22 protein-coding genes are annotated in these 25,601 nt (G+C 64.8%); 8 read left to right on the top strand and 14 right to left on the bottom strand.

From position 1 onward, the window contains the following. Positions 1-6: 6 nt before the first annotated feature. Positions 7-726, bottom strand: a complete 720-nt coding sequence (locus tag ACP2YO_RS04250; protein WP_426439352.1) for a DNA-3-methyladenine glycosylase I — start codon at positions 724-726, stop codon at positions 7-9. Between the two features lie 130 nt (positions 727-856). Between ACP2YO_RS04250 and radC the strand changes: the two genes are divergently transcribed. From radC to ACP2YO_RS04235, 3 genes are all read left to right on the top strand, one after another. Continuing rightward, the gene (gene radC, locus ACP2YO_RS04245) at positions 857-1,570 is read left to right on the top strand and encodes a RadC family protein (RefSeq protein WP_426439350.1); all 714 of its coding nucleotides are present in this window, start codon (positions 857-859) and stop codon (positions 1,568-1,570) included. 642 nt (positions 1,571-2,212) lie between these two features. Next, entirely contained in the window at positions 2,213-4,330 is a 2,118-nt protein-coding gene (glgX, locus tag ACP2YO_RS04240) for a glycogen debranching protein GlgX (protein ID WP_426439348.1), read from the top strand. 296 nt (positions 4,331-4,626) lie between these two features. Continuing rightward, complete coding sequence (locus ACP2YO_RS04235; protein ID WP_426439346.1) at positions 4,627-6,495, top strand: sigma-54-dependent Fis family transcriptional regulator; 1,869 nt, start codon at positions 4,627-4,629, stop codon at positions 6,493-6,495. Positions 6,496-6,510: 15 nt separating this feature from the next. On the opposite strand, the gene ACP2YO_RS04230 is transcribed toward ACP2YO_RS04235, so the two are convergent. The 4 genes from ACP2YO_RS04230 to ACP2YO_RS04215 all read right to left on the bottom strand — a co-directional run bounded on the left by ACP2YO_RS04230 (position 6,511) and on the right by ACP2YO_RS04215 (position 11,895). Further along, positions 6,511-7,266: an SDR family oxidoreductase gene (locus ACP2YO_RS04230; protein ID WP_426439344.1), complete on the bottom strand. Its 756-nt coding sequence runs from the start codon at positions 7,264-7,266 to the stop codon at positions 6,511-6,513. A gap of 173 nt (positions 7,267-7,439) precedes the next feature. Then, complete coding sequence (locus ACP2YO_RS04225; protein ID WP_426439342.1) at positions 7,440-7,994, bottom strand: flavin reductase family protein; 555 nt, start codon at positions 7,992-7,994, stop codon at positions 7,440-7,442. Positions 7,995-8,074: 80 nt separating this feature from the next. Then, the gene (locus ACP2YO_RS04220; RefSeq protein WP_426439340.1) at positions 8,075-9,175 is read right to left on the bottom strand and encodes an LLM class flavin-dependent oxidoreductase; all 1,101 of its coding nucleotides are present in this window, start codon (positions 9,173-9,175) and stop codon (positions 8,075-8,077) included. A 389-nt stretch (positions 9,176-9,564) separates the two neighbouring features. Then, the gene (locus ACP2YO_RS04215) at positions 9,565-11,895 is read right to left on the bottom strand and encodes a mechanosensitive ion channel family protein (protein WP_426439338.1); all 2,331 of its coding nucleotides are present in this window, start codon (positions 11,893-11,895) and stop codon (positions 9,565-9,567) included. A gap of 320 nt (positions 11,896-12,215) precedes the next feature. Between ACP2YO_RS04215 and ACP2YO_RS04210 the strand changes: the two genes are divergently transcribed. Next, positions 12,216-12,797: an ATP-dependent Clp protease adaptor ClpS gene (locus ACP2YO_RS04210; RefSeq protein ID WP_426439336.1), complete on the top strand. Its 582-nt coding sequence runs from the start codon at positions 12,216-12,218 to the stop codon at positions 12,795-12,797. Between the two features lie 348 nt (positions 12,798-13,145). Here ACP2YO_RS04210 and ACP2YO_RS04205 read toward each other — a convergent pair whose 3' ends face one another. Further along, entirely contained in the window at positions 13,146-15,245 is a 2,100-nt protein-coding gene (locus ACP2YO_RS04205) for a tetratricopeptide repeat protein (RefSeq protein WP_426443054.1), read from the bottom strand. A 218-nt stretch (positions 15,246-15,463) separates the two neighbouring features. Between ACP2YO_RS04205 and ACP2YO_RS04200 the strand changes: the two genes are divergently transcribed. From ACP2YO_RS04200 to ACP2YO_RS04190, 3 genes are all read left to right on the top strand, one after another. Next, positions 15,464-17,548, top strand: a complete 2,085-nt coding sequence (locus ACP2YO_RS04200; protein WP_426439334.1) for a catalase — start codon at positions 15,464-15,466, stop codon at positions 17,546-17,548. 78 nt (positions 17,549-17,626) lie between these two features. Next, positions 17,627-18,088, top strand: coding sequence for an Rrf2 family transcriptional regulator (locus ACP2YO_RS04195; protein WP_426439332.1), 462 nt, complete (start codon positions 17,627-17,629; stop codon positions 18,086-18,088). Continuing rightward, positions 18,078-18,914 (top strand): class I SAM-dependent methyltransferase, encoded by an 837-nt coding sequence (locus tag ACP2YO_RS04190; protein ID WP_426439330.1) that lies wholly within the window; start codon positions 18,078-18,080, stop codon positions 18,912-18,914. The genes ACP2YO_RS04195 and ACP2YO_RS04190 overlap by 11 nt, the downstream gene beginning before the upstream one ends. Positions 18,915-18,925: 11 nt before the next feature. Here the strand turns inward: ACP2YO_RS04190 and ACP2YO_RS04185 are convergent, their stop codons facing one another. From ACP2YO_RS04185 to ACP2YO_RS04150, 8 genes are all read right to left on the bottom strand, one after another. Further along, positions 18,926-19,156: a hypothetical protein gene (locus ACP2YO_RS04185; protein ID WP_426439328.1), complete on the bottom strand. Its 231-nt coding sequence runs from the start codon at positions 19,154-19,156 to the stop codon at positions 18,926-18,928. 131 nt (positions 19,157-19,287) lie between these two features. Continuing rightward, a complete protein-coding gene (locus ACP2YO_RS04180) occupies positions 19,288-19,500 on the bottom strand; it encodes a hypothetical protein (protein WP_426439326.1) in 213 nt (70 codons plus the stop codon). Positions 19,501-19,611: 111 nt separating this feature from the next. Next, a complete protein-coding gene (locus ACP2YO_RS04175; protein WP_426439324.1) occupies positions 19,612-20,022 on the bottom strand; it encodes a DUF3597 domain-containing protein in 411 nt (136 codons plus the stop codon). Positions 20,023-20,441: 419 nt separating this feature from the next. Beyond that, positions 20,442-20,942, bottom strand: a complete 501-nt coding sequence (locus tag ACP2YO_RS04170) for a Rab family GTPase (RefSeq protein WP_426439322.1) — start codon at positions 20,940-20,942, stop codon at positions 20,442-20,444. Further along, on the bottom strand, positions 20,942-22,696 hold the full coding sequence (locus tag ACP2YO_RS04165) for an OmpA family protein (RefSeq protein WP_426439320.1): 1,755 nt from the start codon (positions 22,694-22,696) through the stop codon (positions 20,942-20,944). The genes ACP2YO_RS04170 and ACP2YO_RS04165 overlap by 1 nt, the downstream gene beginning before the upstream one ends. A gap of 1 nt (position 22,697) precedes the next feature. After that, entirely contained in the window at positions 22,698-23,063 is a 366-nt protein-coding gene (locus ACP2YO_RS04160) for a hypothetical protein (RefSeq protein ID WP_426439318.1), read from the bottom strand. Positions 23,064-23,219: 156 nt separating this feature from the next. After that, entirely contained in the window at positions 23,220-23,876 is a 657-nt protein-coding gene (locus ACP2YO_RS04155; RefSeq protein WP_426439316.1) for a response regulator transcription factor, read from the bottom strand. A 52-nt stretch (positions 23,877-23,928) separates the two neighbouring features. Beyond that, complete coding sequence (locus ACP2YO_RS04150) at positions 23,929-24,999, bottom strand: sensor histidine kinase (protein ID WP_426439314.1); 1,071 nt, start codon at positions 24,997-24,999, stop codon at positions 23,929-23,931. 253 nt (positions 25,000-25,252) lie between these two features. On the opposite strand from ACP2YO_RS04150, the gene ACP2YO_RS04145 reads away from it, so the two are divergent. Further along, positions 25,253-25,594 carry a hypothetical protein gene (locus ACP2YO_RS04145; RefSeq protein WP_426439312.1) on the top strand — a complete coding sequence of 114 codons (342 nt, stop codon included), beginning with the start codon at positions 25,253-25,255 and terminating at the stop codon, positions 25,592-25,594. The last annotated feature ends 7 nt before the right edge of the window (positions 25,595-25,601 follow it).

The following is a 25,601-nucleotide window of genomic DNA, read 5'->3' as shown; positions in this document are numbered from 1 at the left end:
ACGTCGTCAATAGTCGCTGCGCGTGCGCGCGACGATTTCCTCCGGCGTATGGTTCTCTCCGATCGACATCGCGCAGATGCGCGAGATGTGGGTGTAGGGCAGACCGGTCTCTTCGGCCCAGGCGTTGAACTGCGCCTGCACCTTGGCGAGGTCGCGCTTCGAGGTGACCTGCTCGGCGATATCGAGGCCGGCATCGCGCAGGCAGATGACGACGTCCTTCGAGGTGACGAAGGCGTCCCAGCCGAGGAAGCGCAGCAGCATCTGTCCGGTGTAGCCACCGAGCCGGCTGCCGCGCTTGGCCAGCAGGTTCAAGAGCCCGACCTCGTCCGACGACGGCCATGTCGCAAGGAATTTGCCGAAACTGCCGTGCTCGCGCGCGATCTCGTGCACGAAGCGGCCATTGTCGCGCACCGACATGATCTTGGCGCCGTTGCGCACGATCCTGGTGTCGCTGGTCAGCTTCTCCCAATATTCGTCGGGCTGAAAGGCGAGCTTGGCGGGCGCAAAGCCGAGGAAGGCCTCCTCGAAGCCGGGCCATTTGGCGTCGATCACGCTCCAGGCGAAGCCTGCGCAGAATACGCGCTTGCTCATTTCGGCCAGCACACGATCGTCGACGAGCTTGCCGAGCGCCTTCGCGCTCGCCGGCGGATGCAGCAGCTTCTCCAGCGCCTTGGCGCCACCCTTGCGCTTCTCGGCGCGGGCCCGGATCACCTTGAACGACGTCACGCCAACACCTTCTCGACATTCCCGGGAGCGCGAACGGTAGTTCAGCCGTTCGGTCAAGGCAAACCGGTCGGGCTTGACGCGGCGTCATCGGCCCTTGCAAAACCCGGCGGGCACGGCATGGTTGCGGCCGATGCCCGCCAAGACCGGTAACAGCGAGGACGAGTCCGACGAGACGCCGCACTATCACGGCCATCGCGAGCGGCTGCGCGAGCGCTTCTACGCCGCCGGCCACGAGGCGCTGAGCGACTATGAGCTGCTCGAGATGGCGCTGTTTGCCTCTATTCCGCGGCGCGACACCAAGCCCTTGGCAAAGGCGCTGCTGAAGAAATTCGGTTCGTTCGCCGAGGTGGTGCATGCGCCGGTGGCGCGGTTGCGCGAAGTCGAGGGCGTCAAGGACGCCTCGATCAACCAGATCAAGCTGCTGGCCGCGGCCGCCGGTCGGATCGCGAAAGGCGAGATCAAGCGCAGCGTCGCACTGTCGTCGTGGAACGAGGTGATCGACTATTGCCGCACCGGCATGGCCTTCGCCGACAAGGAGCAGTTCCGCCTGCTGTTCCTCGACAAGCGCAACCAACTGATCGCCGACGAAGTGCAACAAACCGGCACCGTCGACCACACGCCGGTTTATCCGCGCGAGGTGATCAAGCGCGCACTGGAATTGTCGGCGACCGCGCTGATCCTGGTGCACAATCATCCGAGCGGCGACCCGACGCCGTCGCAGGCCGACATCCAGATGACGAAGGCGATCGTCGAGATCGCCAAGCCGCTCGGCATTGCCGTGCACGACCACATCATCGTCGGCAAGAATGGGCATTCGAGTTTGAAGGGCATGCGGTTGATTTGAGGCGTTGCCGCCCCTGGTTGATGAGGAAGATCAGTAACGCTGACGATTGACTATCGCCTCACAGGCACAGGTTGGGCGAGGTGCACGATCGCGGCGGAAGGGAGCGACTGCACGGTGTCAGCCTCCTATTTATCGGATGCTTTGGGCAATCTGGTCTTGGCGGCAGCGTTCGTGACGTGCGCTCGCCCCTCAATCGGGTGGGACGGGTCGATTCATACGCTGAGCCGGCGTTACGGTAAACCGAAATATTTCACTCGATGAGACTTGACCCGTCGGGCAAATCAGTGATTGGCGTGTGAGGGAGCCACCGGCGGAAGGGCTCGCTCCCCCCTTGCGGGGGAGGGTTGGGGAGAGGGGTGCCACACGACGTGCACTCTCCGTATCCGTCACAGCGACAAGCAAGCGAAATTTGCGAGAGCGATACGCTCATCAATCATCGCACCCGCGGCTTACCCCTCGCCCCGACCCTCCCCCGCAAGGGGGGAGCCTGACCTGCGTGCTCACCTCACGGTCATAGAGCCCACTCAGCGTGCTCACCTCACCGTCATACGGACCATTGGTTGCTGTCCCTAGAATAGTCGATGCAACATTTGCCGCGCTGCGGCGTTTGTTGCTGGTTGCTTTATGGCTTTGGGGATTGCAATGTCCGATTTCGTCGTTGAGGAAGGCCTGCCCTATCCGCTGGGTGCTCATTGGAGCGGCAACGGCACCAATTTCGCGGTGTTTTCGGCCAATGCCACCAAGGTCGAGGTCTGCCTGTTCGACGGCGAACGCGAGACCCACCGCCTCGAGCTGCCCGAATATACCGACCAGGTGTTTCACGGCTTCATCAACGGCGTGCAGCCCGGCGCATTTTATGGCTATCGCGTCTACGGTCCGTACCAGCCGGAGGGCGGCCACCGCTTCAACCCGAACAAGCTACTGCTCGATCCCTATGCCCGCGCCCATGCAGGCACACTGACCTGGAATCCGGCGGTGTTCGGCTACAAGATGGAGACCGGCGACGACCTCACCTTCGACGAGCGCGACAGCGCGCCGTTCATGCCGAAATGCGTCGTGGTCGATCCCAATTTCGATTGGACCCAGGAGCCGCAACGGCAGGAAGCCCATTGGGACGAGACTGTGGTCTACGAGGCGCACGTCAAGGGCTTTACCAAGCAGCACCCCGGCATTCCCGAAAACCTGCGCGGCACCTATGCCGGCTTCGGCGCGACCGCCGCGATCGACTATCTGAAAGCGCTCGGCATCACCTCGGTCGAGCTGCTGCCGGTGCATTCCTTCATCAACGACAGCAACCTGCTCGACAAGCATCTCGTCAATTACTGGGGCTACAACACGATCGGCTTCTTCGCGCCGGACCCGCGCTATGCCGCCGACGTTGCCAACAGCCTGCGCGAGTTCAAGGAGATGGTGTCGCGGCTGCATGGCGCCGGCCTCGAGGTGATCCTCGACGTGGTCTACAACCACACCGCCGAAGGCAACGAGCGCGGCCCGACGCTATCGTTCAAGGGCATCGACAATGCGAGTTACTACCGGCTCTTGCCCGACAAGCGGCGCTACTACATCAACGACACCGGCACCGGCAACACCGTCAATTTGTCGCATCCGCGGGTGATCCAGATGGTGATGGACAGCCTGCGCTACTGGGCCGGCCACATGCATGTCGACGGCTTCCGGTTCGACCTCGGCACCATCCTGGCGCGCGAGGTCTATGGCTTTGACGAGCAGAGCGGTTTCCTGAAGGCGATGGACCAGGACCCGCTGCTCGCAACCGTCAAGCTGATCGCCGAACCCTGGGATTGCGGCCCCGGCGGCTACCAGGTCGGCGGCTTCCCGCCGGGCTGGGCGGAGTGGAACGACAAATTTCGCGACACGATGCGCAATTTCTGGCGCGGCGAGGCGCCGCCGTCGGCCATTGCACCGCGGCTGCTCGGCTCGCACGACGTGTTCAACCGCGAGGGGCGCCGCACCTGGGCGAGCGTCAACTTCATCACCGCCCATGACGGTTTCACGCTGAACGACTGGGCGAGCTACAACAACAAGCACAACGAGGCCAACGGCGAGAACAACAACGACGGTTCCTCGGATAACCATTCCTGGAATTGCGGCGCCGAGGGCCCGACCGACAATCCCGATATCGTCGCTTTGCGGGAGCGCCAGAAGCGCAACATGCTGGCGACATTGCTGGCCTCCCAGGGCACGCCGATGCTGCTTGGCGGCGATGAATTCGGCCGCACCCAGCGCGGCAACAACAATGCCTATTGCCAGGACAGCGACATCTCCTGGTTCGACTGGAATTTCACCAAGGCCGCCGAGAAGCAGCTCGCCTTCAGCAAGCGGATGATCAAGCTGCGGCGCGATTATCCGATCCTGCGCCGCAGCCGCTTCCTCAGCGGCGATCGCGACCCGCAGATCAACATCCGCGACGTCACCTGGATCAACTCATCGGGCGCGGAGATGACGCAATCCGACTGGACCACCGGCTGGATCAAATGCTTCGGCCTGCTGCTGGACGGACGTGCGCGCAAGACCGCCGTGGCGCGCCAGGGCGAGGACGACACGGTGCTGATGATCCTCAACAGCTATGAAGGCGAGGTCGATTTCAAGCTGCCGCAGACCACTGCCGGTCCGCGCTGGTCGCTGCTGCTGGACACCAGCGCGCCGGAGGAACCCGCGGGAGGCCGATTTGACTTCGACAGCACCTACAAGGTAACCGGCCGCTCGTTCCTGCTGTTTACGGCCGGGGAACCTAAAGCATGACGGCTTCGGTCGAATGGCAGCCGCACAAGGATTGCGCTCCCTCTCCCGCTTGCGGGCGCTTGCGAGGGAGGGCCGGGGTGGGGGCTCTCTCCGCGGGTCACATCTTGGAAACAGCCCCACCCGCTGCGCTCCTCGAGCGCAGCGGTCGCCCCCGCACGCGGGAGAGGTAGAACGAGCCAGCCGCCCGAGCGCCCGCTTCCCCCACCCAAAGGCCCCCTCCCGCGACGTTGCCGGCCAATTGACATTCGGCCGCCGAGTGCCAGACTCCACCCAAAATACAGGGTGGAGACCTCTGGATGGCCAATCTCGCGGCCTCTAATCACGTCGCCCGTGTGTTGTCGGCGGCCAATCATCTGGCCGGCGTCGAGACCGAGTCACGGATTGCCGCATCCTGGCGGCGCTGCCTGGTCAGCCACAAGCTCGATCCGGCCCGGCGCGGCCCGCCGCAGACGCTGACCGAGACCGAGGTCCGGCACATCGCCGAGCCGATGGAAGAGCTGATCCAGGCCGCCCTTCCCGAGCTGGAAGACCTCGCACGCGTGCTTCGCGACTCCGGCTATTGCGTCAATCTCGCCGATCCCAATGCGACCATGCTGGTGAGCCGCCTGCCCGAGGGCGACTATGCGCGGATGTTCCTGGAGTGGAAGATTTATACCGGCTCCAACTTCGCCGAGACCTTTGAGGGCACCAACGGGCTCGGCACCGCGCTCGCCGAGCAGCGGCCGATCATCGTGCATCGCGACGAGCATTTCCGCGAGCAGTGGAACATGTTCACCTGTGCGGTGTCGCCGCTATTCGATCACGCCGGCCGGCTCGCCGGCGCGGTCAACATCACCTCGTGCCGCAGCGATCTCGGCCGCGGTGCCCATGAATTGGCATTGGCCGTCACCACGGACGCGACGCGGCGGATCGAACGCGCGATCTTCCGCCGGCATTACCGCGCCTCCTGGGTCGCGACGCTGCCCGGCAGCGAGAGCAGCGGGCTGATCGCCTATGACGAGGACCGCCGCGTCGTCGGCGCCTGCCGCACCGCGCGCGCGGTGTTCGGCTTGAACGACGCGATGATCGCCGATGGCATCGACCTGTCGCATCTGATCCAGCTCGACGACCGCGCCGGGAGAACGTCGGAAGACAGCGTTGCGCTGCGCCGCGCCGACGGCACGCCGTGGGGCCACGGCCGCGTGGCGCCGCCGCTGCGCGCGAGATCGCCGCGCCCGCAGCCGGCGCCACCGCGCGATGACAGGGCTGGACAATTCAGCGGCCTGCACCGGCTCGCCGGCCGCGATCCCGTGCTGCTCAAGGGCGTCAAGCGGCTGATGACGGTCGGTAATCTCGACCTGCCGATCCTGCTGCGCGGCGAGACTGGGTCGGGCAAGGACGTGTTCGCGCGCGCCATCCACGCGGCGAGCAACCGCGCCCGCAATAATTATGTCGCGCTGAATTGCGCGGCGATGCCGGAGAGCCTGATCGATGCCGAGCTGTTCGGCTACGAGGCCGGCGCCTTCACCGGGGCGCGGCGCGACGGATCGAAGGGACTGATCGTGCAGGCGAGCGGCGGCACGCTGTTCCTCGACGAGATCGGCGACATGCCGCTGGCGCTGCAGACAAGGCTGTTGCGCGTGCTTGAAAATCGCGAGGTCTGGCCGCTCGGCGCGCTGAAGCCTGTCGCCGTCGATATCCGGCTGATCAGCGCCACGCACTGCGACCTCGCCGCGATGGCGGAGGACGGCAGCTTCCGTTCCGACCTGTATTACCGGCTGCGCGGCATGGAGGTGCGGCTGCCCGCATTGCGCGAGCGTGCCGACAAGCGTGAGGTGATCGCGCAGATCGCCGGCGAGGAAGCCCCACAACACCGCATCGCGCCCGATGCGTGGGCGCAGCTCATGTCCTATCCCTTCCCCGGCAACATGCGCCAGCTCCGCCACGTGCTGCGGCTCGCCAGTTGCACGGCGGAGGGCGGCATCATCGGCGAGGCCGATCTCGATCTGCCGCCGTCAGGCGGCCGGGCAATGGAGGCGGATCAGGCAGCCGGCGAGCGCGCCGTCATCATCGAAGCGCTGCGCGCCAGCGGCGGACGCGTAACGGAGGCAGCCAAGGTGCTCAATCTCAGCCGCGCGACGCTGTACCGCAAGATCAAGGCGTTGAAGATCGGGCTGGACGGCTAGAACGTCGTTCGACGATCACGTGCCTGCCCGTGAGCGGCGCAGCCATTCGTTGAGATCGATGCGGCCGAGGCGCGCCTCGCCCAACGGGACGAGCGAGTGCTCCTCGACCCGACCACCCCAGTATCGGGCCTCGGGATCGCGCACAACCTCGCGCGGGTCGCCGATCGCCTTCAAATAGCGGGCAATGATCTCGTCGAACGGCGCGCGCTCCGGGCCGGCGATCTCGACGATGCCGTTGCGCGGCACTTCGAGCGCCACATCCGCAACCATGGCCGAAACGTCCTCCGCCGCGATCGGCTGGAACAGACCAGGAGAGAGCCTGACCGTATTTCCATCTCCACTCGAGTCGGCGATCACCCCGATGAATTCCATGAACTGGGTCGCACGGATGATGGTGTAGGGGATGCCGGATGGCCCGATCAGCTTCTCCTGGGCCACCTTGGCGCGGAAGTAACCATTGTCGGGCGTCCGGTCGGTTCCGACGATCGAGAGTGCGACATGGTGTTGGACACCCGCTGCTGCCTCCGCCGCGAGCAGATTGCGGCCGGAGGTCTCGAAGAACGCCATCACGGCATCGTTCTCAAACGAAGGCGAATTGGCCAGATCGATCACCACGGCGGCGTTGGCGACGGCCTCCTTCAACCCCTCGCCGGTGACGGCGTTGATGCCGCTTTTGGGCGAGGCGGCGACGACCTCGTGGCCGCGCTGGCGCAGGATGGCGACGGTCTTGGAGCCGATCAGTCCGGTACCGCCAATCACAACGATCTTCATAATTGGACTCTCCCGTGTCGACGCGAGATAGCACCATACCATGACGCTCGCATTTCTGGCGCGCCCATCGATTGGTCAGCATTGCTGATTGACTATGGGAAGCGTTCGGCGGTTCGCGTGACGGGTGGAGGAATTGTTGGCAGGCGATCCAGCGATCGTCGCTTGTCAACCGCTCACGAAAACTCGTTCCAGCTCACGCGCCGGGCGTCGAGATCGCCGAGCACGACCGGATCGTGGATGTTGCGCACGCTCTGGAAGCCGCTGCGCAGATAGATCAGCGGATCGACCGTGGTCGCCGCGCGAACGTGCTGGACTTCGCCGATGAAGACCGAATGGGTCTTGGTCTCGAGCTGCTGCGCCAGCACGCAATCGAACGCCGCGACTGCATCTTCCAGCACCGGCGCGCCGGTGGCGCCGACCGTCCATCGGCCAAAGGAGAAGCGGTCGTCGCCATTGACGCCCTTCTGGCCCGAGAAGGTCAGCGCCAGCAGGGCTTGCTCCTCGTTCAGGAAGTTGATGACGAAATGGCGCTCCTCGAGGATTCGGGTGTGGGCGCTGGCATTGCGATTGACGCAGACCAGGATCGAGGGCGGATTGTCCGACAGCGAGCAGGCCGAGGTGACGGTCAGGCCGGTCCGCCGCCCGGGCTCGGAGCCCACCGTCACCAACGCCACCGCGCCGGCGCAATGGCGCATGGCCTGCTTGAAACTCTGTGCATCGACCGTCATGCCGCAAACCCCAATGGCGAAAACTCGCCTTAAAATATGCGACACGGGGTGCGAGGCAAGCCCCGCACCCCGCGCAGCTGTCATGCCGCCTTCTCGAACTCGGCGCCGAGATGCTTGAGCCGCGGCATCACCTCGTTTTTGAGGAGTTCTAGCGAGCGCCGCCAGGCCTCCGGCTTGTGCTTGTAGTCGAAGCCGAACACCAGCAGCACGCCGAAGCCGCCGACCTCCTGGTAGATCTTCTCGATCTTCTCGGTGACGGTCTTGGGCGAGCCGACCACCCAATTCCGGCGCGCGCAATATTCGACGGTGACGTCGCTGTCAGGCACGTCGGGGGCGTGTTTCAGATAATCCTTGAAGCCGAAATGGCCGAGCAGCGGCAGGAAGTACTCGCCCATCATTCGGCCCATCATGTCGCCGGTCGAGAGCTTCCAGGCTTCCTCATCGGTGTCGGCGACGAACACCTCGCGGACCAGCCGCCAGTCCCTGCGGCTCGGCTTGCGGCCGGTCTTGGCGGCACCGGCTTCGACCGAGTCCCAATGGCTGCCGACATAGGCCGGGTTGAGGTTGAGGCTCATCGGGATGAAGCCGCGCTCGCCGGCGAGCTTCAGCGTGTCGGAATTTTTCGACAGCCCGGCGACGCCGATCGGCGGATGCGGCGCCTGCTTTGGCTTGAGGTGCGGCTTGAGGAAGTCGAACATCGTGTCCGGCTTGGTCACCGTCCAGAACTTGCCCTTGTAGGTCCACGGGGCAGGATCGGTCCACATCTTCAAAATGATCTCGAGCGCCTCGCGCGTCATGTCGCGGTTCTGGCCCGACATGCCGTCGACATTGAACATCGCCCAGTCGCTCGGCAGTCCCGAGGCCGCGACGCCGAAGTTCAAACGTCCGTTCGAGAGATGGTCCAGCATCGCAACCCGGTTGGCGAGTTCGGCCGGATGGTGATAGGGCAGCAGGAAACCGCCGGGCCCGATGCGGATATTTTTTGTTTGCAGCAGCGCCTGCGCGACCAGCAGATCGGGCGACGGATGCGGCTCCCACGGCGCCGTGTGATGCTCGCCGATCCAGGCCTCCTTGTAGCCGAGCTCATCGAGCCAGCGCAGGGTCTGCAGGTCCCAGTCGTGGCCCTCCTTCAATCCGCACTCTGGCGGATGCGAGGGCATGGTGAAATATCCAAGCTCCATGGTCTCCGTTTCCTTCTCGCTTTGGGTTCAGTCGTGCAATGCGTCTTGCCGCGCATTAGCGAAGCGATGAGCAAGCGCTGTGCCAGCGAGGAAATCGCGGAGAATGTGCAGGGAATGGCGGCATTTTCGGCCGGTTGCGACCGATGGATCAGCGAGAGGGAGGCCGCGCCGTCTCACCGTCGCGAGACGTTGTCGCAACGATGAGACGCTTCAGGCCGCGAAGGGACTGCGCTCCCTCTCCCGCTTGCGGGGAGGGCTGGGGTGGGGGTGTCTCCACGAGTCGCATCGTTGATAGAGCCCCCACCCGGATCGCATCTTCGATGCGATCCAACCCAAGAGCGAGCTTCGCTCGTCTCGACCCCGCAAGCGGGAGAGGTGAAGCAAGTGGATCACCCCGCGGCGCGGCGCGGCATCGCGTTGGCGTCGGGCTCGGCAGGCGCCGGAAGCTGCATCAAAATGGTCTGGCCAGACGATGCGATTTCGATGCCGTTGTCCTGGAAGCGCCGCTTCATGCGGCGGTTGAACTCGCGCTGCACCGGCCAGCGGCCGCCGTCGGTGCAGCGGATCTGGCCGACGATGGTCACGACGGAGCCGTCGACCTTGTCGACGCCCCACAATTCCAGATCGCCGCGGATCGCCGCGCGGTACGCCGCTTCCTGCCGCATCTCGGCGACGATGTCCTTGAGGATCTGGCCGGCACGATCGGTATCTTCCTTGAAGGCCACGTTGACGCTGACGGCGGCATTGCCGGCGCCGCGGCTGGCATTGGTGATGGTCGTCACCGCGCTGAACGGGACGATATGCACCGAGCCGTCGCCGGCGCGCAGCCGCATGGTGCGGATCGAGACGTTCTCGACCGTTCCCGAGAGGCCGGACACCGTGACGAAGTCGCCGACCTGCACGGTGTTTTCAAGCAGCAGGAACAGTCCGGTGATGAGGTCCTGCACCAGCTTCTGCGAGCCGAAGCCGATCGCGATGCCGACGATGCCGGCACCGGCGAGCAGTGGCGCGACATTGACGCCGATCTCGCTCAGCGCGGTGAGGCCGACCACCGCGACGATCAGGCACAGCAGCGCGGTCCGCAGCATCGGCTGGAAGGTGCGCAACCGCGCGGCGCGGGCGAAGTGCCCGTCGTGCGACAGCGCGTTGATCTGGCGGTCCATCAGCGCGTTGGCGATCTCCCAGATGGCAGCGGCGGCGAGCGCGGCGATGCCGATCGTCACCACCGCCGAGATCAGCCGGCTGCCGATCTGACCGCCATAGAACCAGACGATGGCGTCGACGCCCCAGACCTCCAGCAGCGCAACGAAGCCGATCACGGCGATCACGCCTGCGACGATCTTGCGCAACAGCGGCAGGTAGCGGTTGGCGCGGGCCTCCAGCCCGGGGAAGCGTTGCAGAATGTCAGGGCTGATGCGGAAGCCGCGATCGATCAGGCTCAGCACCACCATGGTGACGAGGCGCGTGACCAGCAGCACCGCGATGGTGCCGACGAAATATTGCAGCAGCAGCGAATAGCCGTTGCGGATGTTGAGCGCCCACACCGCCCATAGCGCAAGGTCGAGCGCGATCGCCAGCACGTGCCAGAGCGCGGCGACGCGGCTGCGGATCCGTGCCGCGAGGCCGACCCGATCGGCCGGCGCGCGGATCACGGCGGCCACCTGCCGCCGGCATTGCAGGATGATGACGACGATGAAGAGATGCACGACCAGCATCACCAGCCGCAGCACCGCGGCATAGCCGGCGCGATGCAGCCCGAGCAGCAGCGCGACATTGGCAAAGCAGACACCGGACACGCCGACCGCGACGATGCGCCGCGCCCAGATCTCGATATAGGCGGCGGTCTCGGCGCGGACCCGGATCAGGCCGAATGGTCCTGCGAGCCCCCGCACCACGCAGATCAGCGCGCGCGAGAACGCATAGGCGTTGACGACTGCGAGGATCACGAGCCGCGTGGTCGACTGGTCGCCGATCTGGGTGCCAAGCAGCGCCGTCGCGACGCCGACAAAGACCACCACCGGCAGCAGTTCGAGCACGAGGCGGCCAAGCACGAAAGGCAGCCGGATCAGCGACTGCCAGACCCGCGCCAGGCTAAGCCGGCGGCGATGCAGCTCGGGCTCCGGCGTGACGTCGGCGACCGACGACGGCGGATCGGCGACCGCGAGCGCCTGCACCGGCATGCGCGCGGTCTGCGGCAGCCGCGTTTCCAGGAACGCCACCGGCCGCTTGATCAGGCGGAACACCACCCATTCGGTGGCCAGCGCGCAGCCGAATACCAGCGCGAGCTTCCAGGCGATGTCGATCAACAGGCCAGTGGCGTCGGGATCGTTGGCGGTGCGCACGATCCAGTAATAGAACGCCGGGAAATGCGTCAACGTGCGCGCCATGTCGGTGATGTCGCGCGACGTCTCGCCGACCTGTTCCGATACCATCAGCAGGAGCTGCGCGCCGAGGCTGTCGGCGGTGAGCGGAATCGGAGAGTGCTCCGGCGCGGGCTGCGCGGCCTGCGGCGAGGCCGTGGCGATCGCGCGCAGCGTGTTGATCATCTCGTTGCGCTTGTTGTCGTCCTGCAGCGTCTCGAGCGCGCGCTTGGCCTGGTCCGGCGTCAGCACATCGGCGGTCTTGGCTGGCGCCGCCGCCGGGGCAACGACCTGGGCCGTGGCGGGAGAGACGAGCAGCGCGAGAGCGAAAAGAATCGCGAGACGAAGTTTGTGCGACACGAGGGCCTCTTCTTAAAACAATTGCGCGACGGCAAATCCTTCAACCGGAATCTACCATCGCGCACGCGTCATGTCGGATCACCCCTTTTCGCCTTCACGATGTGTCGGAAGTTTGCTGGTGCGGCGGCGATCTTTTGGCATTTGCCGCGGCACAAAATCGTCACAGGTGTTGCGCGGCGTTTACGGATGCAGAGACGGAGGAACGTACCGATCGGTCGGCTCTCACCGACAGCGCCACACGTGCAGGATGCGGCCGAAAAGCTTTCGCTTGACGGCCCTCGATCCATGTGACGCTCTCTTTTTGTTCTTTTTGTTTCCAGATGCGTATCGAGGTTTTCATGCACGACGCGTTCGCCGAGAACGGCCCGCTCAAGCTCTTGATCCATGATGACGGCGATACGCCATTGGACTTCGTGCGGCACCTGCTGCGCGTGGTGTTCGGCAAGTCCGAGCGGGAAGCGGTCACGATCGCTGCGCAAATCGAGGACAAGTACGGAATCGTTTGCGGCCCATTTCCCGTTCAAGTGGCCAAGGCGCTGCTGGAGGCCGCGGAGCAATTGATCCGCGACGACGAGCAGCCGCTGCGGATAACGACTGAGGCCGCCGATGCCGTGCGCCTATGCGATCTCTGTGAAACGCAACGATCGGTAATCAATATCTTTCTCAACGACGGGCGGGTGCCTGTGCACAGACTGCTTGCTTGCCGTCAGGAGGAGTTCGGAAGAGCTGCCGGGCGACGAATTAAAATTTGCCGTCACCGCGCTCGATTGGCATTTTGCCGGACTGCCACGCAACCAGATCGTGACGCGGTCGCGGCAGTTTCCCGGCCACATGCGCGCCGACGTCCAGATCGCGATCGACAAGCTGCTCGCCGACCCGATCCATTTCTTCGGCATCCATGAAGAACATCGCTACGAGACGCTCGATATCGCGGCGCTGATGAAATTCGGCCGCAGCGCGCCGGCGATCGCGCCGCCGCAGTACCAGGATGTCGATATCGGCGAGGCCGAGCCGGTGAAATGCCTCGTCAACGGACTATGGCTGTGCCGCAGCGGCGAACTGCGCTACGCCGTGCTGCTCGCCTTCCATCGCGACTATGGCCGCGAGCCGTCGTTGCGGATCGAGCTCGCGGTGCCTGCCGGCGCTGCCGGCAACGCCTTCGTGCAGCGTATCTTTGCCGAATTGGAATCCACCGTGGACACGGCACGGTCCTATCGCGGCAAGATCCTCTCGCTCGATGGTGGCGCCGACTATCGCGGCCGCACGCGCGGCGGCAACAGCAGATCCCGCTCGCCGGCCGCGACGCGCACGAGATCGGCGGAGGCTCGCGCCAGCACACGTTCCCAGGCCTGTGGTTTATCCTGGCGGAACAGCCGCATGGTCGGATACCAGGGCGTGTCCTCGCGGTCGCGCAGCCAGCGCCAGTCGAGCGCGTAGGGGCACAATAGCCAGACCGGACGGCCGAGCGCCCCGGCCAGATGCGCCACCGACGTATCGACGGCGATGACGAGATCGAGCGCGCAGACGGCGGCGGCCGTATCGGCGAAATCGCCGAGCGTCGGCGCCAGATCGACGACGTCGCTGCCGAGGCCCGTCAGCACCGGACCATCCTCCGGCCGAGGCTCTTTCTGCAGGCTGAAAAGTTGCGCGCCCGGCACGATCAGCCGCGGCAGTATCGCCTCCGCCGCCAGCGAGCGCTGACGGTCGCCCTTGTGCCTGATATTGCCGGCCCAAACCACGCCGACCTTCAACGCCGCCGTCTCGCGGGCCAGCGCCTCGCGCCAGCTCGCAAGCTTGACCGGATCGGCATGCAGGTAAGAAATCGCGGCAGGGATGGTGTCGACGGTGGTGCGGAAAATCCGCGGCAGGCTCATCAGCGGCAGTTGCAGCTCGAACCGCGGCAGCGGCTCGCCGCGGGCGACCACCGCGACCCCAGGCATCATGGTCCGCAACAGCGACGCGATCGCCGGCTGCACCTGGACGATGATACGACCACCGCCCCTTGCCGCGACCAACGGCACATAGCGGACGAAATTCAGGGCATCACCGAGTCCGTATTCGGCAAACAGCAGCAGCGTGCGGCCTGCGAGCGGCTCGCCCTGCCATTCCGGCTCGCTGAAGACGGGATCGCCATCACTCAGCGTCTTGCACTTGCGGCGCCATTGATATTCCTCAAACCCCTTCTCGAACTCGCCGTTCATCAGCAGGAAGTGCGCGTGATTGTAATGCGCCAGGGGAATATCCGGATCGAGCACGATGGCGCGGTGCGAGACCTCGAGCGCTTCATCGATCTCGCCGGCATTGCGCAGTGCGACCGCGAGATTGGCATGGCCCTTGGCGTAGTCCGGGTCGGCGGCGATGGCGCGCCGATGCGCTGCCACCGCCGCCTCGACCAGGTTCTGCGCCTCGAAAATGATGCCGAGATTGGTATGGGCGGGCGCGTGGTCGGGTTTGATCGCGAGCGCGAGCTGACAGCAGGCGATCGCGTCATCGAGCTGACCGAGCTCATGGAGACAGGCGCCGAGATTGCTGAGAATGGTATGATCGCTGGGATCGCGTGCGGAGACCAGCCGATAGACGCTGGCTGCCTCCTCGCGCTGGCCGACCTCATGCAAGACGAGGCCGAGCAGGCGCAGCGCCGCCTCGTTGTCGGGATGAACGGCTATCGCGCGGCGATAGCTGACGATTGCATCCTCCAGCCGGCCCTGGCGATAGAGCGCCGAGCCGAGACTGCAATGCAGTCCGGAATCGTCGGGTTCCGTGCCCAATCCACGACGATAGGCCGTGACGGCGGCATCGAGCTTCTTCTGGTCGACCAGCACATTGCCGAGATTGAGCCAGACGCCGGGATACGCCGGATCGCGCGCGATCACCTCGCGATAGGCCGCTTCTGCTTCGACCAGCCGTTCCTGCCCGGCCATTGCGACGGCGAGGTTGAAGCGCACCCGCGTCAGCTCGGGATCGAGCGCGATCGCGCGGCGAAACGCCGCCTCGGCCTCATCAAAGCGCGACAGGTCGCATAGCGCAACGCCGAGCTTGGCGTGCAAACCGGCGTCCTGCGGCCGCAACGTCACGCCACGCTCGAAGGCCGCCACCGCACCATCGCGCTCGCCCTTCACCGCGAGCGCATCGCCGAGGGTGGCGAAGGCCGGTCCGTGAAGCGGATCGAGGCTGAACACCCGGTTCAGCAGCACCGCGCCTTCCGCGGCGCGTTCCGTGACGAAGGCGATGATCGCCGACAAATGCAACGCCGGAACGTGATCCGGATCGGCGGTGAGGATGTCGCCGCACAGCGCATCGGCCTCTTTTGCACGGCCCGCGCCATAATGCGCGACCGCATCCAGCAACATTGAATCGACCGCTACACTGCCCACGGTGCCGCCCCCTGCCCAACATAACCCCAATGGGAGTTAAACGGGCGGCGCGCCCGATTCCGGCACGTGAAATCGATCCGGATGGCCGAGCGGCGCGGCCGCCATCCGCCGGCCAACCAAAGGTCGACCGTTAAGAACCCTTTGCAGGTCGCGACGTTGTAGCGGCGGGGCGCTCGAACCAATTGGTGGACCGGATGACTGACAGCACGATTGATCGCAACCCCGGCAAGGGCGGTGAAACCCATCAGCACGCGCGCTCCGGTTCCGCGAACCAAGCGATCCTGACCACCAACCAGGGTATCAGGATCAGCGATAACCAGAACAGCCTTCGCTCCGGGACGCGCGGGCCGACATTGCTGGAAGATTTCGTTCTTCGCGAGAAGATCTTCCATTTCGATCACGAGCGCATCCCGGAGCGGATCGTCCACGCCCGCGGCTCGGGCGCCCACGGCTATTTCGAAGCAACGGCCGACATATCCGATCTCTCCAGGGCAGCACTATTCAGAAAGGGCCAAAAGACGCCGGTATTCGCCCGCTTCTCGACGGTTGCCGGAGGTGCCGGCTCGGTCGACACACCGCGGGATGTCCGCGGCTTCGCGGTGAAATTCTACACCACCGAGGGCAATTGGGATCTCGTGGGCAACAACATCCCGGTCTTCTTCATCCAGGACGCGATCAAGTTCCCGGATCTTATTCATGCCGTGAAGATGGAGGCCGACCGGGCCTATCCCCAGGCCGGAAGCGCTCACGACACGTTCTGGGACTGGGCGAGCCTGATGCCAGAATCGACCCACATGTTGATGTGGGCGATGTCGGACCGGGCACTGCCGCGCTCCCTGCGGATGATGGAAGGCTTCGGCATCCACACCTTCAAGCTGGTCAATGCCGAGAACAAGACGGTCTTCGTCAAGTTTCACTGGAAGCCGAAGCTCGGGCTGCAATCGACGGTCTGGGATGAAGCCCTCAAGCTGCAGGCCGCCGACAACGACTATCACCGTCGCGACCTCCGCGAGGCGATCGCGGCAGGCAACTTCCCGGAGTGGGAGTTCGGAATCCAGGTGTTCGACGAGGCATTCGCCAGCAGGCAACCCTATGACGTGCTCGATGCGACCAAGATCATCCCGGAGGAGGAGATCCCCGTGCGCGTGATCGGCCGGATGGTGCTCGACCGCAATCCGGACAATTTCTTCGCCGAGGTCGAGCAGGTCGCCTTTTGCCCGGCCAACATCGTGCCGGGCGTCGACTTCTCCAACGATCCCCTCTTGCAGGGGCGTCTGTTCTCCTATCTCGACACCCAGAAGTCGCGGCTCGGAACGGCAAACTTCCACCAGATTCCGGTCAATCAGCCGAAATGTCCGTTGCAGAATTTCCAGCGCGACGGAATGATGCAGATGCAGGTCCCGAAAGGGCGGGCAAACTACGAGCCGAATTCTCTTGCGGCCCACGACGAGGAAGCAGGCCCCCGCGAATGCCCGCGCACCGGCTTCGTCACCTCCTCTGCCGCCACCGGGCAGCAGGAAAGCGGCGATAAGCTGCGCGTACGCGCCGAGCTGTTCGCGGATCACTACAGCCACGCGCGCCTGTTCTGGAATTCGCAGGACACGCACGAGAAGGCTCATATCGCCTCCTCCTTCGTTTTCGAGCTTTCCAAGGTCGACTTGAAGCACGTGCCGCCGCGCATGGTTGCCAATCTGCGCAATGTCGATGAGAAGCTGGCAAAGCGCGTCGCCGACGGGCTCGGCATCGCCCTGCCTGACAAGGCACCGGCAGCGCGCGCACCGGTCGACATGCCGCCATCCGACGCGCTGTCGATCCACAAGAACATGAAGCACACGCTCGAAGGACGCAGCGTCGGTATCCTGATCGCCGACGGAAGCGATGCGGCGGAGCTCGATGCCTTGACGAAGGCGGTTGAGGGCGCCAAGGCCAAGGCAATGATCGTCGCACCGAAGGTCGGAGCCACCACGCTCTCCGACGGATCGACGCGCAAGGCCGACGGTCAATTGCTCGGCACGCCCTCGCAGATTTTCGATGCGATCGCCGTGGTGCTGTCGGCAAAGGGTGCCCAATCCCTGGCAGGCGAAGCGGCCGCGGTCGGGTTTGTCATGGACGCCTTCGGGCATCTGAAGGCAATCGGCGCGAGCAAGGAGGCTCGGCCGTTGCTGGAGAAGGCCGGAATTATGCCTGACGCCGGAATCACGGGTCTTGGCCCGGACTTCATCAAGGCCGCCGCGAGGCGCTTCTACGACCGCGAGCCGAAGGTGCGCATGCTGGCATGATCATCAGGCGATGCCGTGCGGCCGGTTGGCCGATCGCCCCTCTTGACGTACCGGCGATCATGTAACATATGAAGTTACATGAACCGCGATAGTCGTTTGTCGAGCGTGCTGCACGCCCTTCTCCACATGCTCGGCGCGGGCGAGCCCGTGACGTCAGAGCAGCTTGCCCAGGCGATGACGACCAATCCGGTCGTCGTCCGCCGCGTCATGGCCGGGCTGCGCGAGCAGGGCTTCGTGCGCTCGGAGAAGGGCCACGGCGGTGGCTGGACACTGGCGCGCGATCCCTCCGACATCACGCTGGCGGACATCTATCGCGCCGTCGGCGCGCCCGCGATCATCGCCATGAGCCATCGCTCGGAAAACCCTGGCTGCCTGGTCGAACAGGCCGTCAACGACGCGCTCGGCGACACGTTTCGCGAGGTCGAGGCGATCTTCCTCACGCGGCTCGGCGCCGTGACGTTGGAAACGCTCGCCCGGGACTTCAAACGCCGGCTCACAAGACACCGGCAGACCCTCGAGGACCAGATTCATGCCAAATGAGTTCATGCCAAGTGAGCAGGCACCCTGCGCGCCGTTCAACGATCCCGCGCATTGGGACAAGATGGTCGCGACTTACGAAGCGCAATCGCAGCCGTTCACGATGCATTTCGCCGCAGCCGCGCTCGCGACGCTCGAGATCGGCCCGTCGTCGCGCGTGCTCGACGTCGCCACCGGCACAGGTGCCGCGGCCCTTGCCGCCGCGCGCAGCGGCGCACAGGTCACCGCGATCGACTTCTCCGCCGGGATGGTACAGCGGGTCCGCGCCCACGGCCTGCCGAATATCGACGCCCGGCAGATGGACGGCCAGTCGCTCGACCTGCCGGATGCCTCGTTCGATGCGGTGCTGTCGGTGTTCGGCGTGATGCTGTTTGCCGACTGGCGCGCCGGGCTGCGCGAGATGGCGCGGGTGACGCGGCCGGGCGGATCGGCGGCGATTGCGGTCTGGAAGAGCGCTGACGGCGCCGCCGTGCATCTGCTGATGTCGCGGATCATCCGGACACTCTATCCGGATCGCATCGGGCCGCCACCCGCGGCAGGCCTCGCCGAGCTGGCCGATCCCGATCGCCTCGCGGCGGCGGTCACTGCCGCCGGATTCTCTCGTCCGACGATCACGGAAGTCTCCCACGACTTCAGGCTCGACGTTGCGGATTTCGATGGTGTCGGTCGCCTGTTCGAGTTCATGTCGCACTGGCCTGCGCTGGACGAGGAGCAGCGCGCCGCCGTCTCACGCGCATTCATGACGGTGATCGAGCGCGGAAGGATCGGCGACATCCTGCCGATCGCTTCGACCGCTCTGATCGCAACGGCGTCGCGGCCGCACCGGTAGGCAACTCCTTCTCACGCGCGCGAGCGAGTATTCTTGGCGTCGTCCTTCGTCCCGTTGGTCGTCGGAGGAGGACTAGGAGGCTGCAGACCTGGACTGTTGGCCCAGCGGTCCAGTTCCTCGATGATCCGCTCGTGGCTTGGCCGAAGCGGCGCCGGTGCGCCGGGCTCCCGGGAGAGTTTTCGAGGCAGCTTGACCTTGTCTGTGATGGCTATCACTCCGAATTCCCTGAATTCCTTCAGCATGTGATCTCCGTCTCTCCAGCATGGACGAAGGCGCACCGACGGCGCGGCATGCTCGTGCCGGCGTCATGACGTTGAGCCATGGCAACTGTTCCTCACGCGATACAAGACTTTAGCGCAGCGACTTCGCCGGCCTATTTGTGGTGATGCCGCAAATAGTCGTGCAATGAGCTCGACCCCGTCTCCTTGAGCAGGGTCTTGAGCATCGTGTCCTTGCGCCGTCCTTCGGCAAAGCTTTCGCCGTACTTCTTGCGCAGCGCGGCGACCCTGGTGTTGCCGTGCTTGCGTTCAATCCTGCCGGTCTTGTCGCGATGACGGCCATCGAGACCCTTGCGTGCCTTTGCCATGCCCTGCTCTCCCGTTTCGATTCAATCGAGACGTCCAGAGCCGGGGCTCTGGGTTTGTGTTTTGACGCGTTTTCTTCACGCGAACCGGTATCCACTTCGCTCGAAAACGCTCTAGACCTTGATATCGCTCGGCAGCTTTCCACCGTTGGCGGCGAGCTTGGTCATGACCTGCTGGTGCAGCCAGACATTCATGGCGGCCGAGTTGTCGGTATCGCCGCTGTAATTCAGCTCCTTCGCAAGCTGCTTGCGCGCCGCAAGGCTGCTGTCGAGCCCGAGCGCCTTCATCAGGTCGACGATCGAGGTTCGCCATTCGAGCCGCTCGCCGGTGGCGGAAGCGGCCTTGTCGACGATTGCAGCGACATCGACGGTCTGCGAGGCAGCCGAGCCCGGCGCTGCGGCGGGCGCGGAGACGGTCGGCGACGCGCCGGACGCGCCGGCGGCGGTTGTTGCCGTCGGAGGCGTCTTGGCCTGGGTCGAGCCGTGGCCAAAGATTGCGCCCATGATGCTTCCAAAAACGCTCATGATCTTCGCTCCTCTTCCGCCGATACCTGCTCGAGGTCCGGCGATGGAACGAACGATAGGCAGCGCGTTATGCGGGCGGAAGATGACCTTCGTCACTTTCGGTAGACCCGGCGGCGTGGTGCAATCCGGTGGCAAGCACGCGGTCACGAATCGACAGCGTGCCGCGAAATACATGCTTGCATGCACTCGCCCATCCGCGAGAGCTTTCATCGCGCGCCCCACGCGTGATGAAGTCAGCCGCCCCGGCGCGATTCGCCAGCCCCGAGAGGCCGGGGCGGCTGACACCGATCGATACCATGCAGATCAAGTGAGCGTCGTTTCGCTCGTCATTGCGAGCGAAGCGAAGCAATCCATCTATCCCCGAGTTGAGGCATGGATTGCTTCGCTCCGCTCGCAATGACGGAGGAGATGTCCTTGATTCAAAGCTGTCGGCGGCGGATGACCTGAGCGAGTTCGGCAAAGCTTTCCGCGATGCCGGCACCGGTCTTTGCACTGACCGATCTGACGCTCGACTTGGCGAGCTCGCCGATCTGGCCTGCACTTCCCGCGGCTTCCGGAAGATCGATCTTGTTCAGGAGCGCCTTGTAGGGCCGGCCCGGGAATCTGGCCTCGAAGCCGCGGACCAGTTCGACCATCCGCGTGACGGTCTGCGGCCGCGTGACATCGGAGACGATGATGGCGGCCGACGCACCCGTGACATAGACGGTGTCGAAGATCTGCGTGCCGAAATCGCCGTCGGTATCCCACAGCACAAGCCGCATCGGATCGCTGCCGTCGGCCGGCGCAACGTCATGGCTCAGAATTTCGACGCCGAGCGTCGATTTGTACTGGCCCTCGAACCGGTTGTAGATCAGGCGATACAGGATCGACGTTTTGCCGACCCCCATATCGCCGAGCAGCATGACCTTTGCGGTGAGCATCAGCGGGACACTTCGGCTCGATAGACATTTTCAAACGACACCCGGCGGTTGCCGCCGACCGTCGTGTCGAGCCTGTCGGTGATCGGCATTGTCGCCGCACGCGACACCAGGATCAGCCGCGACGGCTCGACCCCGAGCGCGGTCAATCTGCGCGTCACCTGCTCCGCGCGCTTGCGCCCGAGCGTCCTGTTGGTGCCCTCGGTGCCGCTCTGGTCGGCATATCCGACGATTCGAACCCTGAGATCGTTGTTCGCGAGCAATCCGGCAAGCTCGCGGATCTGCTGCTCGGCCTGATCGTTGTCGAGGAATTCATCCGAATTGTTGGTGAAGAAGACCGCCGTCGAGGCAATGAAGCGGTCAAGCCGCGCAGCCGGACTGTCGACGACGGACTGCAGTTTGGCATATTGCTCGCCCAGCTTGGCGTACTGCTCGCCGAGCTTGTCATACTGCTCGTTCAGCTTCGCATATTGTCGATCGCCCGATCTCGATTGCTCTGATATCGCGTCGCGCATCTGGTCGAGGCTCGCCTGCAAGCGCGCAAGCGACTGCTGCACGGCCGCGACCGAGGCTTGCGATGCAGCCATCTGCTCGGGGCCGGACACGACACCGATCCGGTCGACGACCCGATAGGGTGATGCGGCGGCGCCAAGCGCATCGATCAGCGGTGCGGTGACGAGCTGACTCGGCTCGACGCCTGATACTGCGACGCTCCGGTTGCCGTGATCGAAATCGAGCCGAAGCGGAAACGAGGCCAGCAGCGGCTGCTTTGCGGCGAACTGCTGCAGCGCCGCTTGGGACCGCCGCTCCAGCAGACCCCTGGTCACCGACACCGAGGCGAACCAGCCCAGCGCTGCCACGGTGAGCGCGAGCAGAGCGAACAGGATGACCTTGCCGCGCCGGCTCGCGGTCTTGCGTGGGACATCATCATCGGTCTCGATCGACGTCGCCAACGCTGCCAACATCGCGCGATCGCAGGTCGCGCCGCGGTCGATGCGCTCAATCGCATCGAAGAACAGCGAATTGATCCTGGCATTGTCGGTCGGACGTAGCGGGCCGAGGCACTGCACCGCGAGGATAAACCGCGGCGACGCGCGCAACGCGATCTCGCGTCCGCCGAAATCGAGCGTTTGCAGATTGCCTTCGCCGGCGAGCGCCTGAACGGAAAATTCCAGGATCGCCGCGACCATGGCGCTGAGCAGGTCGGCGCGCTCGTCGGGATTTTCGTCGCGCTTCCAGTCCGCGACCAGACGGCCGTTGCCGCGTTCGATGATCAGGAGCCGGTTCACCCGCGGCGGATTGTCCGTCAGCACGAATTCGCTGATCGGACGTCCCGTGACCAGCGACTTGATGCGTCCCACCCACAGCTGGGCGGATGTCAGGGCGTTGATCCGCTGCTCGAGCCACGCCAGCGTTTCCCTGAAGGAATTTGCCACCGCCGCACTGACCAGCCGGCCGACGATCGGAAAGAGCGCCTCGACCATCAGCTCGCGCGAATTCCTGATCTCGCTCCTGATCGCCGAGACCACGGTGGGCGCGATGGCGTTGGCGAGTTCGCGCGGGCGGTTGACCTCGGCCCGCTCCAGCGCCGCGACCAGGATGTCCGAGGTTGCCGTCTCCAGGCGATCGGCGGTGCCGACATATTGCTGAAGCGATGCGAGATCGGTCTCCAGCGACTCCAGCCGCACCGCCTCGGGCTGAAACAGCAATGTCCTGAGCTGCTCGATCTCGCGGTTCTGGCCGGCAGCGGCTGCCATGCTATTTGCCCGTGCGGCCAGATCCCAATCCGCTGACGGCTGCGCCGAGCTGCGAGATGGCCGCACCGATATCCTTCAGCGACTCGAGCCGCTTCTGTTCGGTGTCCCGCTCGAGATCCGAGACCCTCGCCTGAATGGCTGCCAGTTCGTTGGCAAAGTCTGCCTGGAGCTGCTTGAGGGAGGCCTGCATCTCGTCGCGCAAGCCGGTCAGGTTGCTTTCGATCGAGCGCTGCGCGCCGCCGAACAACAGATCGCGGACTTGATCGATCGTCGCAGCGCCATGCGCCGCTCCATCCGCTCCGTTGCCTGCAGCTACGGTATTTGCCAGCCCATCCGTGCCCTTGGTCTGGCGCTCGATGCCCTTCATGGTGGTTCCTTGCCAATATCCGACGTCACGCAAACCCGTTGCGTCCAAAAAACAAATCCGCAACAATCCTATAGCCAATTTCGGCGGCGTGGCCCAGCGAAAGGCGACCAATCGGGGGAGGATCAGCCGGCGCGGTGCAGGATTCAGCAAATTATTCTAGTAAGTTATTGCCTTTATTGCGAGTTCCGTGCGGTTCTTGACCTGGCATTTCTCCAGGATCGCGCTGACATAGTTCTTCACGGTACCCTCAGCCAGATGCAGCTGCTCGCCGATCTCGGTATTGCTCTTGCCCTCGACGATCAGCGTGAGAATTTCATTCTCTCGCGCGGTCAAGCCGTCGCGAACCGGCAGCTTCGCCGATGCGCGCGGGCCGCGCAGCCGCTTGAACTCGTCGAGAATGCGTGCGGCCACCCCGGGCGAAAGTCCCGACTGACCGTTCATCACCGCGCGGATCGTCGTCGCGATCTCGTCGATCCTGGCGTCCTTCAGCAGATACGCCTTGGCGCCTGCGCTCACGGCTTCGAAGATCAGATCGTTGGTCTCGAACGTCGTCAGCACGACGACATGGGTTCGCGGCAGCTCGCGCAGGATTCGCTGGGTCGCCGCAATGCCGTCGACGCGCGGCATCTGCAGGTCCATCAGGATGACGTCCGGCCGGTATCGCCGCGCGAATTCGATAGCCTGCTCGCCATCCGCCGCGCCCGGAAGAATCTCGAAGTCATCGTTCTGTTGAGCGAGGAGTGTGGCGATACCTTCTCTGATCAGCGCCTGATCCTCGGCGATCAGCACCCGCACCTTCTCGATTTTGCTCACGGGCTGTTCCTTCGTCCTCTCGAACACCAGTCGTCGCCGACGGGCCGGCGGCTCAATCGGCCAACACGCCCGACGGCACGGCTGGCGGCACCGCTACCGGCAGCGATATCCGGACCAGCGTTCCCTGTCCCGGCGCGCTCTCGACCGAGCAGTCTCCGCCGACGAGTTCAGCAAATTCAGCCATTCCAATCAATCCGAAATGTCCGGGCGCAGGCACGGCCGGATCAAAACCGCATCCATCATCGCGGATTTCAACAACGAGTTTGCGGCCGATCGCGGCCGGCTCCTCGAACGCTCGAAACCAGAGGCGCCGTGCGCCGGCGTGCGCCTGGACGTTGCGCAGCGCCTCGCTGAGGATGCGCTGAACCGTCAATGCGCAATCGCGCAATCCGTCGCGCGCCCGCTCGGCGATCTCGGTCGAGACCTCGACGCCGCTGCGCTCGGCGAAGTCAGTGAGCAGTCCTTCAACGTCCGGATCGATCGTGAGGTCGTCGGGCATGCGCAAGCGGGCAATGGCGTCGCGTGCCCGCACGAGACCGCTCGCCGCCGCGTCTTCCGCGGTCGCAAGGCTGTCCGGCAGGCGGGTCGGATCGGTCGACAGATAATGCCGGATCAGCCGGATCTGGGTCAGCAGCGCCACGATCGAATGAACCAGCGTATCGTGAAGGTCGCGCGCCAGGCGCAGGCGGGTGCGCGCCAGCGAGGCGAAGCGCACCTCGGCGCTCGCCGCCTCGAGCTGCTGCTCCATCAGGCGCCGGGCACGGCGCTCGCCTCCGAGCAGCGTTTCGACCTGACGCGCCGCGAAATCCGGCATTGCGATGACGAAATAGTGCGACCGCTCGCTATTCCACAGCACGACCGCCGTCACCGGTTGCGTAAGCCCCGCTGATGCGCCGCGCACGCCCGCGAGCGCGATCATGTCCCGCTGTCCTTCAGCAAGCGCTTTGAATTCAGCTTCCATTCCGACCAGCAACACACACTGACAGCAATCAACGCCGATCGCGGGCAGCCATTCGACCAGGCGCCCGATTTTCCGCGCCATCGTTCTGTCGGCGCCGATGACGGCGAGACCAATGACATCCGCCTCTGCGGCTGGAATCAAATCCGCGCTCAGGTCGATCATTCGTTGCCCAAACCAGCTCCAAGCGAGCGCCCCACTCTGGCGTAAGCCCATGGTGGTCGCAAACGAATATGACTTTCGTCACGATCGATCCTGACTTTCGTCAGGTGCCGCGGCCACCCGAAATGCGGTTCTGATTTCACCTAGTGAAATCGTGCGGGCGTGATGTGCCGCGTGGCGGGTCGCGCCAATCGACCGGAGTATGAGCTGACGGATGAGGGTCGCGCCACGAAAATTGCCGCGCACGGTGCCGCCCATGTTGGCCGACGCGGTAACGCCTGTGAAGCGCTTCCGCCTGAGCGGGACGCAGAAGGCGACGCTGTACGCCGCCTTCGCCGGCCGTCTGCAGCTCTACCCGCGCGGATATGCCGCGAGCAAGTCGGGACCATTTCATTCACGGCGCGCCGTGCTCGGGCTCGCGCGCGCAGGCCTGGTCAGTATCAGCGCGACAGCGCGCTATGCGACGGCAACGAAGCGGGCGCGCGACGCCTATGCCGATCCAACCCGCGATGGGGCGAGCGGACCGGCGGACGCGCAGACTGCGAAACCGGGCACCGGCGGCCGCCCCGATGGCGGCAGCCGGGCCGCGCCCGAATAGAGCGCCT

Origin of the sequence: Bradyrhizobium genosp. P (assembly GCF_049949265.1) — a bacterium.
In the GTDB taxonomy this organism is placed as follows: domain Bacteria; phylum Pseudomonadota; class Alphaproteobacteria; order Rhizobiales; family Xanthobacteraceae; genus Bradyrhizobium.
This window is presented reverse-complemented; position numbering and strand designations above follow the sequence as displayed.